This is a genomic window from Halomonas sp. KAO (assembly GCF_015595025.1).
GTDB lineage: Bacteria > Pseudomonadota > Gammaproteobacteria > Pseudomonadales > Halomonadaceae > Halomonas.
This window is the reverse complement of sequence record NZ_JADNRL010000019.1, coordinates 731,753-744,240: the sequence shown is the minus strand read 5'-3', so window position 1 is coordinate 744,240 and position 12,488 is coordinate 731,753. Positions and strand designations below refer to the sequence as shown.

Annotated in this window: 13 protein-coding genes and 1 tRNA gene; 10 read left to right on the top strand and 4 right to left on the bottom strand. The window is 65.2% G+C overall.

Features of this window, described 5'->3' with window-relative positions; translation table 11 throughout:
• The first annotated feature begins 10 nt into the window (after window positions 1-10).
• The 3 genes from IOC61_RS09720 to rep all read left to right on the top strand — a co-directional run bounded on the left by IOC61_RS09720 (window position 11) and on the right by rep (window position 3,203).
• Window positions 11-562, top strand: coding sequence for a YfaZ family outer membrane protein (locus IOC61_RS09720; RefSeq protein ID WP_229333012.1), 552 nt, complete (start codon window positions 11-13; stop codon window positions 560-562).
• Between the two features lie 77 nt (window positions 563-639).
• Window positions 640-1,131, top strand: coding sequence for a tRNA (uridine(34)/cytosine(34)/5-carboxymethylaminomethyluridine(34)-2'-O)-methyltransferase TrmL (gene trmL, locus IOC61_RS09715; protein WP_195688624.1), 492 nt, complete (start codon window positions 640-642; stop codon window positions 1,129-1,131).
• A complete protein-coding gene (gene rep / locus IOC61_RS09710) occupies window positions 1,128-3,203 on the top strand; it encodes a DNA helicase Rep (protein ID WP_195688623.1) in 2,076 nt (691 codons plus the stop codon). Before trmL ends, rep begins: the two co-directional genes overlap by 4 nt.
• Window positions 3,204-3,299: 96 nt before the next feature.
• Here the strand turns inward: rep and IOC61_RS09705 are convergent, their stop codons facing one another.
• Window positions 3,300-4,157, bottom strand: coding sequence for a c-type cytochrome (locus IOC61_RS09705; protein WP_311430163.1), 858 nt, complete (start codon window positions 4,155-4,157; stop codon window positions 3,300-3,302).
• Between the two features lie 248 nt (window positions 4,158-4,405).
• On the opposite strand from IOC61_RS09705, the gene IOC61_RS09700 reads away from it, so the two are divergent.
• The 7 genes from IOC61_RS09700 to ahpF all read left to right on the top strand — a co-directional run bounded on the left by IOC61_RS09700 (window position 4,406) and on the right by ahpF (window position 10,623).
• Window positions 4,406-4,482 (top strand) — tRNA-Arg (locus IOC61_RS09700).
• Between the two features lie 253 nt (window positions 4,483-4,735).
• Window positions 4,736-5,263 carry an HPP family protein gene (locus tag IOC61_RS09695; protein ID WP_195688622.1) on the top strand — a complete coding sequence of 176 codons (528 nt, stop codon included), beginning with the start codon at window positions 4,736-4,738 and terminating at the stop codon, window positions 5,261-5,263.
• 188 nt (window positions 5,264-5,451) lie between these two features.
• Window positions 5,452-6,645, top strand: coding sequence for a zinc-binding dehydrogenase (locus IOC61_RS09690; RefSeq protein WP_195688621.1), 1,194 nt, complete (start codon window positions 5,452-5,454; stop codon window positions 6,643-6,645).
• Window positions 6,642-7,682 (top strand): proline racemase family protein, encoded by a 1,041-nt coding sequence (locus IOC61_RS09685; protein ID WP_195688620.1) that lies wholly within the window; start codon window positions 6,642-6,644, stop codon window positions 7,680-7,682. Before IOC61_RS09690 ends, IOC61_RS09685 begins: the two co-directional genes overlap by 4 nt.
• A 115-nt stretch (window positions 7,683-7,797) precedes the next feature.
• Window positions 7,798-8,202 carry a ribonucleotide reductase subunit alpha gene (locus tag IOC61_RS09680; RefSeq protein WP_195688619.1) on the top strand — a complete coding sequence of 135 codons (405 nt, stop codon included), beginning with the start codon at window positions 7,798-7,800 and terminating at the stop codon, window positions 8,200-8,202.
• 134 nt (window positions 8,203-8,336) lie between these two features.
• Complete coding sequence (gene ahpC, locus IOC61_RS09675; RefSeq protein ID WP_195688618.1) at window positions 8,337-8,900, top strand: alkyl hydroperoxide reductase subunit C; 564 nt, start codon at window positions 8,337-8,339, stop codon at window positions 8,898-8,900.
• Window positions 8,901-9,069: 169 nt separating this feature from the next.
• Entirely contained in the window at window positions 9,070-10,623 is a 1,554-nt protein-coding gene (ahpF, locus tag IOC61_RS09670; RefSeq protein ID WP_195688617.1) for an alkyl hydroperoxide reductase subunit F, read from the top strand.
• A 77-nt stretch (window positions 10,624-10,700) separates the two neighbouring features.
• Here ahpF and IOC61_RS09665 read toward each other — a convergent pair whose 3' ends face one another.
• The 3 genes from IOC61_RS09665 to IOC61_RS09655 all read right to left on the bottom strand — a co-directional run bounded on the left by IOC61_RS09665 (window position 10,701) and on the right by IOC61_RS09655 (window position 12,307).
• Window positions 10,701-11,066, bottom strand: a complete 366-nt coding sequence (locus IOC61_RS09665) for a DUF6164 family protein (RefSeq protein ID WP_195688616.1) — start codon at window positions 11,064-11,066, stop codon at window positions 10,701-10,703.
• A gap of 22 nt (window positions 11,067-11,088) precedes the next feature.
• Entirely contained in the window at window positions 11,089-11,664 is a 576-nt protein-coding gene (locus IOC61_RS09660; RefSeq protein ID WP_195688615.1) for a peptidylprolyl isomerase, read from the bottom strand.
• 91 nt (window positions 11,665-11,755) lie between these two features.
• The gene (locus tag IOC61_RS09655) at window positions 11,756-12,307 is read right to left on the bottom strand and encodes a hypothetical protein (protein WP_229333011.1); all 552 of its coding nucleotides are present in this window, start codon (window positions 12,305-12,307) and stop codon (window positions 11,756-11,758) included.
• Window positions 12,308-12,488: the final 181 nt, after the last annotated feature.

The window sequence follows — 12,488 nt, the reverse complement described above, 5'->3', positions numbered from 1 at the left end:
GAAGAGCATGATGAGAACGAGACAGACGCTGCTGGCGTGCCTGCTGCTGATGGGTGCAGGCACTGCCCAGGCCGCCAGCCTGGACCTCAATCTGGGCGAGGATGCCGTGCAGTTCGAGGCGGCCGGCGAGGTCGTGGAGGGCGTTCAGCTCGGCGGTGGCGTGCTCGACAGCGACTACCGCAAGGATGCTACCGTCTATCATGCCCAGCTGATGGGCAGCCAGCACACCTCGCGTCGTGAAGTGGGCATCGGTGCCCGCTGGACGCACTATGATGCCAGGGGCGGAGAAGGTGGCGGTTTGGGTCTCGGTGGCTACGGCTACGTCTATCTGCCCAATCTGCCGGCGGTCTCGCTGGGCGGTTACGGCTTCTACACCCCCGGTGTGGTGACGACCAGCGAGCTGGACAAGGGCTATGAGGTCGGCCTGCGTGCCCGCTACGCCTTTACTCCCAATGTGGATGGCTACCTCGGGCTGCGTCAGCTGGATGCCGACTTCGACGACGACCGCGGCAGTCAGACCCTGGACCGCGGCGCCCAGGTCGGCGTGCGCCTGCGCTTCTGACGGCCTCCCTGCGGCGAGGATTGCGGGCCCCATCATGGGGCCCGCCTGCGTTCCAACGGGACCACAGCGGATAAATCATGCTCGATGTCGTTCTGTTCCAGCCCGAGATACCCCCCAATACCGGAAACCTGATTCGGCTGTGCGCCAATACCGGCTTTCGCCTGCACCTGATCGAGCCGCTGGGGTTCGAACTCGATGACCGGCGCCTGCGCCGTGCCGGTCTCGATTATCACGAGTGGGCAGCGGTAGGCGTGCACCCTGACTGGCAGGCCTACCTCGAGGCCGCCAGGCCGGTGCGGGTCTTTGCGGTATCGACGCGCGGGCGGCGTGGCTACCATGAGCCCGACTACCGGGCAGGTGATGCCCTGGTGTTTGGCCCCGAGACCCGTGGCCTGCCCCAGGAGATGCTCGATGCCCTGCCCGAGTCCCAGCGGCTGCGCATCCCCATGCGGCCCGACAGCCGTAGTCTCAATCTCTCCAATGCCTGTGCGGTGCTGGTCTATGAAGCCTGGCGGCAACTGGACTTCGCCGGCGCGGCAGGGGAAGACAGCGTGAGGCCTCTCCCTTGAGTGCTCCCAAGACCATCCAGCAGCGTCTCGCCGGCCTCAACCCCCGGCAACAGGAGGCGGTGCGCTATATCGACGGCCCCTGCCTGGTGCTGGCGGGGGCCGGTTCCGGCAAGACCAGCGTGATCACCACCAAGATCGCCTACCTGATTCAGGTGTGCGGCATGAGTGCCCGACGCATTGCCGCGGTGACCTTCACCAACAAGGCCGCCCGGGAGATGAAGGAGCGGGTGGGAGCAATGCTCAAGGGCAAGGAGGGGCACGGGCTGACCGTCTCCACCTTCCATACCCTGGGGCTCAATATCATCCGCCGCGAGCTCAAGGCGCTGGGCTATCGCCCCGGCTTCTCGCTGTTCGACCCCGAGGATGCCAAGGCACTGCTGCGCGACCTGATGCACAAGGATGCCCAGGTCGACGCCGACCAGATCAATGCCGTGCAGCACCGCATCTCCGAGTGGAAGAACGACCTGATACTGCCGGGCCAGGCGCTCTCGCATGCCGCCGATGAGGATGAGCTGTTCGCCGCGCGGGTCTATGAGGCCTACAACCGCCACCTCAAGGCCTATAACGCGGTGGACTTCGACGACCTGATCCTGCTGCCGGTGGTATTGCTGCGCGACGACCCCGAGGCCTTGGCACGCTGGCGCAAGCGCATTCACTACATGCTGGTGGATGAGTATCAGGACACCAACGTCAGCCAGTACCAGCTGGTCAAGCTGCTGATGGCCGAGCGGGCCACCTTCACCGTGGTGGGCGACGATGATCAGTCGATCTACGCCTGGCGTGGGGCACGCCCCGAGAACCTGGTGACCCTGGGCGAGGACTTTCCGCGCCTGGATGTCATCAAGCTCGAGCAGAACTATCGCTCCACCGGCACCATCCTGCGCGCCGCCAACACCCTGATCAGCAACAACCCCCATGTCTACGAGAAGACCCTGTGGTCGGACATGGGCGAGGGCGCGCCGATCCGCGTGGTGGTCAACCGCCACGAGGAGGCCGAGGCGGATCGCGTGGCCAGCGAGATCCTCACCCGGCGCATCAAGGAGCGCGCCGAGTGGAGGGATTTCGCCGTGCTCTACCGCGGCAACTTCCAGGCCCGGCTACTGGAGCTCAAGCTGCAGCACTACCAGATTCCCTACAAGCTCTCCGGGGGCACCTCCTTCTTCTCGCGCAACGAGATCAAGGATGCCATGGCCTACCTGCGGCTGCTGATCAATCCGGCCGATGACAACGCCTTCCTGCGCATCGTCAATGTGCCGCGCCGCGAGATCGGCCCCGGTACCCTGGAGAAGCTGGCCAACTACGCTAACGGGCAGGCCAATGGGCGGAGCATCTCGCTGTTCGCCGCCTGCCATGAGCTGGGTCTGGCCGAGCAGCTGCCGGTCAGGGCGGTCGAACGTCTGGGGCGGTTTACCCATTTTATCGACGGCGTGCGGCGACGCATGGATGGCGGCGATGCCATCGCCGCCATTCGCGACATGTTGCACGAGATGGATTACGAGGCCTGGCTCTATCAGAACGCCAGCGCCCCGACCATCGCCGAACGGCGCATGGCCAATGTCTGGACCCTGATCGACCAGCTGGAGAAGTCGATGGAGGCCGACCCGGAGGAGAGTACGGCCTCCGAGGAGACCGAGACCGACAGCGTGGAGGCGGCCATCTCGCGGCTGGTGCTGCGGGATATTCTCGAGCAGCAGGCCGAGGAGGATGACTCCGACCGTGTTCAGCTGCTGACCATGCACGCCTCCAAGGGCCTCGAGTTCCCGCATGTCTATCTGATGGGGCTGGAGGAGGAGCTGTTGCCCCACCGCAATGCCATCGAGGCGGGCACGGTGGAGGAGGAGCGGCGCCTGGCCTATGTGGGCATCACCCGGGCGCGGCGTACCCTGACCCTGACCCTGGCTCGACAGCGCAAGACCTACGGAGAGCTGATGGACTGCGCACCCAGTCGCTTTCTCGACGAGCTGCCCGAGGCGGATCTGGAATGGGAGGGGCGGTCGGACCGTGAGGATCCGGAGAAGAAGCAGGCGCGGGGGCAGAGTGCCATCGCCGGGCTGCGCTCTCTGTTGGGGTGAGTCGAATGCCTGCTCTGCTGGGCTGGCATCTTGCTGGCAATCAGACGCAAGCGGGGCGCCCGTAGGCGCCCCGCTTGACCCGCCGTGATCGGGAGCTTATCGCACCGGAGCGATCAGGTAGTCGGTAGCAGCCTTTACCTCATCATCGGAGAGGTTCGGGTTGCCGCCCTTGGCCGGCATGGCGTTGAAGCCGTTGATGGAGTGGTCGTAGAGGGTCTCGATGCCCTGCTCCAGGCGAGGAGCCCACTGGTCGGCTTCACCGCGGACCGGAGCGCCAGCTGCCCCCGTCATGTGACAGGCCATGCAGATCTGATTGAAGATCGCTTCTCCGTCGATACCGGCGTGGGAGGGTTCACCGCCCGCGGCAGACTCCTCGGCGCTGGCATTCCCTGCCGACTCATCGGTAGCATCTTCCTGGCTGGCGGCATCGGCCTGTGCCTTCTCGTCGGCTTCCTCTGCCGGCGCTTCGGCCGCCGCCTCGTCGCCGCCGCCCAGTTCCGGCACATCCATCACCGGCTCGACCATATAGGCGGTGACGGCCTCCATCTCGGCGTCGGAGAGGTTGGGGTTGCCGCCTCGAGCCGGCATGGCATTGAAGCCATTCATGGAGTGGTCCAGCAGGGTGGCGAAGCCCTTCTCCACGCGATCGGCCCAGGCCGCTTCGTCGCCGCGAATCGGGGCGCCAGCGGCACCGGTCTCATGACAGGCCATGCAGACACTGTTGTAGATGCTGGCGCCATCGATATCGCCGCCGCTGGAGGCACCGTTGCTGGCACCGCCGGCACTGGCACTGGCGGTGCCGCAATCTTCGCCCTCGACACAGAGCTCGCCCACCGGCTTCAGGCGCTCGGCGATGGCTTCGCGTTCGGCGTCGACCTGCGCCAGGGCGGTGCCGGCGCCGGCGGTCAGGCCCAGGGTGGCCAGGCACCCCATGATCAGCTTGCTGAATTTCACTCTCACCACCTCTTCACGGTCCTTTAGGAAGTTGTTCGTGGCAGCGCCCGGCGGGAACGGTATCGGCAACGCAGCCGAGGAGATGCCATCATGCAGTCATTGCCGACAGTATACCGGCAACCCTGGCGCCAGGAAAATGGCAGCGCCGTCCACGCTTAGGTGCCATGAAAGCGTTCGCAACGCCTTGCGCTGGACAGTGGCCTGCCTGGCGGTTAGGATGTCGACCGCTCGATGCCATGTCGAGCAAGGCGCCCGTAGCTCAGTTGGATAGAGTGTTGGCCTCCGAAGCCAAAGGTCGCAGGTTCGAATCCTGCCGGGCGCGCCAAGAATATCGTAGGCCCCGGGGAGAACTCTCTCCCCGGGCCCTTCTGCGTGCCTGGGATTCGTTGGCAGGGGCGTCGGCCCGCTTCACTGTCTGTGGTGATGCCGACAGTGGCGACAAGGGGAGTGAGGCCTTGGCAAGGCGGGGAAACATGACACCGATCAAATTTAATTCATTTGGTTATAAATAATACTTGCTTTAATGTCGTTAAGTAATTTGTCAGACTCTGCCGCTCACCCCTCACGATTCAGGAACGATGAAGACCTATCTGGGAAAGATGCGCGGTGAGCGCCTGCGACGCGATACGCCCGATCTCGGTGATGCCCTCTGGTCATGGCTGGGTGCCATGGCCGGCATGGGGGCGATCTGCTGGCTCAGTGCGCACTGGCTCTCCCAGCAGCTGCTGATCGTGGCCTCCTTCGGTGCCACCTCGGTGCTGCTCTACGCCGCACCGGAAAGCCCCTTTGCCCAGCCACGCAATGTATTGCTGGGCAGCCTGCTCTCGGCGATGGCCGGGGTCGCCTGCTTCCAGCTGCTGGGCGCTACCACGCTGGCGGTGACCCTGGCGGTATCGCTCTCCATCCTGTTGATGCAGCTGACTCACAGCGTGCACCCGCCCGGTGCCGCCGCGGCCCTGATCGCGGTGATCGGCGGGCCCGAGATCACGGGGTTGGGCTGGTGGTATCCGCTGATGCCCATCGGCGTCGGTAGCGCCATCATGGTGGTGGTGGCGGTGCTGGTGAACAACCTGGCCCGCCACCGGCGCTATCCGCTGCACTGGTAGGGGCTCAGAGCCAAGGAGCGCAGAAAAACCGCCATCTCCTTGCCGTAAAACAGGAAGGATCACACCGCTATTCGCTACCTCAAGGGCTCGGTTGTGCCGGGGGCACTCTGCTATTGTGCTGTGGACAATTTCACGCCGCCGACGCGTTGTCGGTGGCCCCACGAGCATTCCCACCAAGGAGGCAGCAGATGGCGAACCCCACTCCCCATGCAAACGTTCCCGCCACCATGTCGGCCATGCTGCTGACCGGGCATGGCGATATCGACAGGCTGGTCTACCGAGATGACGTGCCGACCCCGCGGCCGGGCCCAGGCGAGGTGCTGGTAGGGGTCACGGCCACCGCCAAGAACAACACCGATCGCAAGGCCCGGGAGGGGCTCTACCCGGTGAAGAAGGGCGAGGTGACCTCCTTTGCCATGGGCGGTGAGCCGACCCTGACCTTCCCGCGTATCCAGGGTGCCGATATTGCCGGGCGTGTGGTGGCGGTGGGCGAAGGCGTCGATGCCGCACGGATCGGCGAGCGCGGCCTGCTCGACTTCAACCTCTACCCGGACGCCCGCCGCGACATCAATCTGACCCCGGACTACTACGGCCATGGCGCCGATGGCGGCTTCGCCGAGTATGTCGTCGTGCCCTCGGACCAGTTCCATCATGTACCCAACTCCGAGCTCGACGATGCCGAGCTCGCCGCCCTGGGCATGTGCTCCTATCAGACCGCCTACCATATGTTGACCTCGACCGGCGTGGCTGCCGGTGAGCGGGTACTGGTCAGCGGCGCCAGCGGCGGCGTGGGCACGGCACTGATCCAGCTCTGCCGCATCCTGGGGGCCACTCCCTATGCGGTGAGCCAGCCGGAGAAGGCGGAGGCGCTCGAGGCCCTGGGTGCCGAGGCGGTAATCGATCGCGGCGAGCTCGAGGGCTTCGCCCAGCGGGTCCTCGAGGCCACCGGAGGGGCGCCCATCGATGCGGTGATGGACCTGGTCGGTGGCGAGATGACCGACTGTTTCATCGATACCATGATTCAGGACATGAAGGCGCGCACCAGCTATCCGCGGCTCTCCATCGCCGGGGCCAGCGGCGGCAATATCTCGGAGATCCTGTGGACGCGCATCTACCTCTATCAGGTGCAGATCTTCGGTGTCTCCCATGGCACCCGTGACGAGGCCGAGCAGCTGATCGTCTGGATCCGCTCCGGTAAGCTCAAGCCGGTACTGCATGCCACCTTCCGGCTCTCGGAACTTCACCAGGCCGAGCGCTACTTCGTCAGTCGCGGCAGCAACTTCCTGGGCAAGATCGTGATCGTTCCCGACCGCCAGTGGGAGGCGCATGGTGCTCCCTTCGCCCTTGCCGCTCCCTCTTCCCAGCAGGAGTCGCGCCCATGACCCGCCCGCTCAGCTTCAGGATGATGGACACCCACGCCGGCGGTGATGTCAGCCGGATCGTGTTGGGGGGCATCGACGCCCTGCCCGGCGCCACCGTACGCGAGCAGATGCACTACCTGCGCGATGATGCCGATGGCCTGCGCAAGCTGCTGCTGTTCGAACCCTATGGCGTGCCCGAGATGTCGGTGGACCTGATCGTTCCGGCCAGTGACCCCGAGGCGGCCGCCGGCTACATCATCATGGAGGTGATGGGTTACCCCATCTACTCGGGCTCCAATACCATCTGCACCGCCACCGCGGTCCTCGAGGCCGGCATCGTGCCCAAGCGGGAGGGTGTGCAGCGCTTCACGCTCGAGGCGCCGGCGGGGCTGGTCAGAATCGAGGCGAGGGTGGAGAACGGCGTGGTGGAGGCGATCACCTGCGAGGGGCTGCCCAGCTATATCGATACCTATCGTGCCTCGATCCAGGTGCCGGGGCTGGGCGAGGTGGCCTACAGCGTGGCCTACAGCGGCGGCTTCTATGCCCTGGTGGATGCCGGTGAGCTCGGCTTTCATCTCAACCGCGACGAGGAGCGTGAGCTCGCCGAGTGTGCCCACAGGATCGTCGAGGCGATTCAGGCCGAGCGCGGCTTCTCCCACTACACCCTGGGCGATGTGGGGCCACTGCCCTTCCTGCACTTCATGGGCCCGGTGGAGCAGGTGGCCGATGACTTCTACCGCTCGCGTTCGGCCACCTATGTGCATCCGGGGGTGATCTGCCGCAGCACCACCGGCACCGGGACCTCGGCACGCCTGGCGCTGATGCGCCATGAGGGTACCCTCGAGCCCGGCGACCGGCTGGAGACCATCTCCCTGCGCGAGACCGGCTTTATCGGCACCTTCACCGGTACCCGTCGGGAGGGCGCCCATACGGTGGTGGAGAACACCATCACCGGCAAGGGCCATGTGCTGGGTCACACCGAGGTGGTGGTCAACTGCGACGACCCCCTGGTGGAGTGCAGCGGCCTGCACCATATCCTCAGCGCCCGCCACGGCTGAGTCTTGCTCCCACCATCTTGACTGAGTCGATTCGCCCGCCTTCCCCTTGAGCGCCGCCTCCAAAGGGAGCAGGCTGGCGCTCACTCTTCTTTTCGATTGCCCCCGGAGGCTTCGCATGGCCATCACCAACTTCTCCGATCTGCTAAGCGAAGCGCGCCTGCAGCCCGATGCCCAGCGCCTGCTGTTCGTCTTTACCCGTGCCGAACTGCCGGACAACCCCTCCGCCGAGCAGCGTGCCCGCTTCGAGCGGGGCGAGGGTGGCGTGCTTGCCCCGGTGCTGTGTGTCGACAAGGCTCCCGAGGAGCTGACCGATATGGCCGGCCTGGTGGTGGAGTCGCAGAACACCGGTGTCGAGTGGGACATCGTCTTCGTCGGTGCCCTTTCGGGGCGTGGCAGCGAGGCCCCCGCTTCCGAGCAGGCCGAGGCGCAGCTCGAGCGCATGGTCGAGTCGCTGAAGATGGGCAACGTCGAGGCCTTCCTGGCTCTGGACCGCCAGGGGGAGGCGGTGCGCATCGGCTGACCGTGCACCGCCCCTGTCATAGGGTTGAATTATCAGGGCGATGCCCCCATTCAATTTATACTATCGGGTAATACGGGCTACCATGCCTGCGTATTCCAGCCACCCCTAGGCAACGACGAAAGGAGCATTAACGAATGTCCCTGCTTAACACCGAAATCAAGCCGTTCAAGGCCACCGCTTACCATAACGGTGAGTTCATCGACGTCAGCGAACAGGACGTGAAGGGCCAGTGGAGCATCTTCTTCTTCTACCCGGCCGACTTCACCTTCGTCTGCCCCACCGAGCTGGGTGACCTGCAGGACAACTACGAAGCGTTCAAGAAGCTGGGCGTCGAGATCTACAGCGTCTCCACCGACACCCACTTCACCCACAAGGCGTGGCACGACAGTTCCGAGACCATCGGCAAGCTGACCTACCCGATGCTGGCCGACCCGACCCACACCATCTCGCGCAACTTCGAGGTGCTGATCGAGGATGCCGGTATCGCCGAGCGTGGCACCTTCGTGGTCGACCCCGATGGCAAGATCCAGATCATCGAGCTGAACGCCGGCAACATCGGCCGTAACGCCGAAGAGCTGCTGCGCAAGGTCAAGGCCGCCCAGTACGTGCGTGCCAACCCCAACGAGGTCTGCCCGGCCAAGTGGGAAGAAGGCGAAGAGACCCTGGCGCCGTCACTGGACCTGGTCGGCAAGATCTAAGCCCCGCCCGCGTGGCGAGGCCCTCTTCCGGCCTTGCCACACCGCCCCGGGCACCTCCCCCGCCCGGGGCCCTATTTCGCATCACGAGCCAGATCGATGGCACTGTCAAACCGGCAGGGCGCGGCTAGCTCGTGGCCTGATACTCTCGAACATGAAGGAACACGCTGTCATGTTGGACGACAACCTGAAAACTCAGCTCAAGGCCTATCTGGCCAAGGTCACTCAGCCCTTCGAGATCGTTGCGTCCCTCGATGATGGCGCCAAGTCGAAGGAACTGCATGGCCTGCTGGCCGATATCGTCGGCCTGACCGACAAGATTACCCTCAAGCTTGATGGCGAGGAGGCACGTCGCCCCTCCTTCGCCATCAATCGCCCTGGCGAGGAGACCGGCGTGGTCTTCGCGGGCATCCCCATGGGGCACGAGTTCACCAGCCTGGTGCTGGCGCTGCTGCAGGTGGGTGGCCATCCGCCCAAGGCCAGCGACGAGGTGATCGAGCAGATCAAGGGGCTGGAGGGTGAGCTCAACTTCGAGACCTACTTCTCGCTCTCCTGTCAGAACTGCCCGGATGTGGTCCAGGCGCTGAACCTGATGGCGATCCTCAACCCCAACGTCCATCACGTGGCCATCGACGGGGCCCTGTTTCAGGACGAGGTGGAAGAGCGCCAGGTGATGTCGGTGCCGAGCATCTATCTCAACGGCGAGCCCTTCGATCAGGGACGCATGAGCATGGAGCAGATCCTGGCCAAGGTGGACACCGGTGCCGCCGAGCGCGAGGCCGCCAAGCTCAGCGAGAAGCCGACCTTCGATACGCTGATGGTCGGTGGTGGCCCCGCCGCCGCGGCGGCGGCGGTCTATGCCGCACGCAAGGGCATTCGCACCGGTGTCGCCGCCGAGCGCTTCGGCGGCCAGGTGCTCGACACCATGTCCATCGAGAACCTTATCTCCGTTCCCCATACCGACGGGCCCAAGCTGGCCGCGGCACTGGAGGAGCATGTCAGGGAGTATGAGGTCGACATCATGAACCTCCAGCGTGCCGTCAAGCTGCTGCCGGGTCAGCCGGGCGAAGTGCACGAGGTGCAGTTCGAATCCGGCGCCAGCCTCAAGAGCAGGACCCTGGTGCTGGCCACCGGTGCCCGCTGGCGCGAGATGGGCGTGCCCGGCGAGGCCGAGTATCGCAACAAGGGGGTGGCCTACTGCCCCCACTGTGATGGCCCGCTGTTCAAGGGCAAGCGGGTGGCGGTCATCGGCGGGGGCAACTCCGGCGTCGAGGCGGCCATCGACCTGGCCGGCATCGTCGGCCATGTGACGCTGTTAGAGTTCATGGACGAGATGCGCGCCGATGAGGTGCTGCAGAAGAAGCTGCGCAGCCTGCCCAATGTGGAGATCATCCTGGGGGCCCGCACCACCGAGGTGAACGGCGATGGCCAGCGCGTCAACGGCCTCACCTACGAGGAGCGCGCCAGCGGCGAGATCCGTCGGGTCGAGCTGGAGGGCGTGTTCGTGCAGATCGGCCTGGTGCCCAATACCGAGTGGCTCAAGGATTCACCCATCGAGCTCTCCGAGCGTGGCGAGATCGTCGTCGACGAGCGCGGCATGACCTCTGTGCCCGGGATCTTCGCCGCCGGCGACGTGACCACCGTGCCCTACAAGCAGATCGTCATCGCCATGGGCGAGGGCTCCAAGGCCGCGCTGAGCGCCTTCGATCACCTGATCCGCAGCTGATCCAGGAAGTCCTCGGCTTCCACACCATGCAACGCCCCCGTCGGTTCAACCGGCGGGGGCGTTGGCGTATCCAGGCATCAGCCGATCAGGCCCAGGAAGGGCAGCAGAGTAAGGGTCAACACCCCGGCCAGTGCCAGCACAACCAGCAGCATGCGCACGGGGTGTTGGCGCAGGCGGCGCCACAGGGTGGGGGCTTCACCGCGCTCGGCCAGCGCATCGCGCTCCTCGCGAACCCGTGCGGCGAGCCCCTGCTGATAGCTATCCAGCGCCTCTCTGGCGGCCTCGTAATCGCCCTTGTCGCGCAGCCAGATGGCCGCCACGCCAAGCCCCCAGAAGCCGGCGCGGCTCTCGAAGGTGTCGAAGCCGTGCTGTTCGAGGAGGCGGCGTACCTCGTCGGCCTCCTCCTCGGGCACGTTGTCGAGCCGAAACAGCAGTGTCGCCACTCTGGTTACTCTCCTCTATCGATCAATCGCCGAGTACCTCGGCGCGTTCGATGATCACCGGCGTTTTCGGCACGTTCTGAAGGCGGCCGCGATTGCCGGTGGGCACGCGCTTGATGGTGTCCACCACCTCCATGCCGTCGACGACCCGACCGAACACCGCATAGCCCCAGGTCTGGCCCGACTGGGTGCTGACATGGTCGAGGAAGCCGTTGTCGGCGACGTTGATAAAGAACTGGGCGGTGGCCGAGTGGGGCGCCCCGGTGCGCGCCATGGCCAGGGTGCCGCGGCGGTTCTTGAGGCCGTTGTCGGCCTCGTTCTCGATCGGCTCGCGGGTCGCCTTCTGGGTGAAGTCGGTGTCGAAGCCGCCGCCCTGGATCATGAAGTCGTCGATCACCCGGTGGAAGAGGGTGCCGTCGTAGTGGCCCGACTCGGCGTAGGCGAGGAAGTTCTCGACGCTCTGCGGGGCCTGCTCCTCGTAAAGCTCGATGCCGATGGCACCCTCGCTGGTATGCAGCACCACGTCGGGGGCGGCGTCGGTCTGGGCAAGCGCCAGGGCAGGCAGGGTCGCCGTCAGTAGGGCGAGGGCTAGGCGTCGCATGGGGCACTCCTTGGGGGGTGTCGGTTGATATCGGTACCCAGCATACGGCGCCGGGGCACCGCTGTCAGCGGGGCTCACTCATTGCCTGAGCTCAGGGGCGACAGGCCTGCGCCATGCGGTCCATTGCCTCGCCGGCACCATCGAGGGCGAAGACCATGAACCAGGGGTCGTCGGGGCCGCGCATCATTCGCAGGCGCAGGATCTCGCCCCGGCGCATCTCATCGAACAGCAGTGGCTGCGCGGGAAGATCGAACCGTACATAGAAGCCGCTGTCGCCGCGCTCGGTGCGAAACTCGGCCTGTCCCGAGTGGATGGTCTGCTCATCGACCCTGAGGTCGGCGGGTACCAGGTTGACCACCTGGCTTTCAGGCTGGTGCTCGCCGAGGTCCACGCGCAGCTCCAGCCAGGGTGCCTCGCAGGCGCCGGGGCTGACATTGACGCTGAAGTGGGCGTCGGCGTAGTTATCACCCTCCAGGGCGCGGTAGAGACGCTCCTCGCCGAGGCTAAGAGTCATCGATTGCCAGGCGCCATGGCGCTCGACCTCGGCGACGTTGAACTGCACGGCGTGTACGGTCGTGATCAGAGAGATCAGGCCGGTCAGTGTGGCAATAATACGAAAGATAGGCGTGAAAATAAGGGGCATCCTGGCCTCTTCGCGTGTCGATACGGCGCCTTTGTGGGCAAGAGGCTTCATATCATGCCTGGTAACGGGCCAAGCGCAATGCCGTTATTGCGAGGAGTACGCTTGACGGTCATCGACAGGCCGCATCGGCCAGGAGGGAAACGACACGTAAAATGTGATCAGGATGCGTGGGAAGGGCCGG

What these genes read in the sequence shown, in the direction of transcription:
- IOC61_RS09720 (WP_229333012.1), top strand. Translation starts at nt 11, where the DNA reads ATGAGAACGAGACAGACGCTGCTGGCGTGCCTGCTGCTGATGGGTGCA.
- trmL (WP_195688624.1), top strand. Translation starts at nt 640, where the DNA reads ATGCTCGATGTCGTTCTGTTCCAGCCCGAGATACCCCCCAATACCGGA.
- IOC61_RS09695 (WP_195688622.1), top strand. Translation starts at nt 4,736, where the DNA reads ATGAAGACCTATCTGGGAAAGATGCGCGGTGAGCGCCTGCGACGCGAT.
- IOC61_RS09690 (WP_195688621.1), top strand. Translation starts at nt 5,452, where the DNA reads ATGGCGAACCCCACTCCCCATGCAAACGTTCCCGCCACCATGTCGGCC.
- IOC61_RS09685 (WP_195688620.1), top strand. Translation starts at nt 6,642, where the DNA reads ATGACCCGCCCGCTCAGCTTCAGGATGATGGACACCCACGCCGGCGGT.
- IOC61_RS09680 (WP_195688619.1), top strand. Translation starts at nt 7,798, where the DNA reads ATGGCCATCACCAACTTCTCCGATCTGCTAAGCGAAGCGCGCCTGCAG.
- ahpC (WP_195688618.1), top strand. Translation starts at nt 8,337, where the DNA reads ATGTCCCTGCTTAACACCGAAATCAAGCCGTTCAAGGCCACCGCTTAC.
- ahpF (WP_195688617.1), top strand. Translation starts at nt 9,070, where the DNA reads ATGTTGGACGACAACCTGAAAACTCAGCTCAAGGCCTATCTGGCCAAG.
- IOC61_RS09660 (WP_195688615.1), bottom strand. Translation starts at nt 11,664, where the DNA reads ATGCGACGCCTAGCCCTCGCCCTACTGACGGCGACCCTGCCTGCCCTG.
- IOC61_RS09655 (WP_229333011.1), bottom strand. Translation starts at nt 12,307, where the DNA reads ATGCCCCTTATTTTCACGCCTATCTTTCGTATTATTGCCACACTGACC.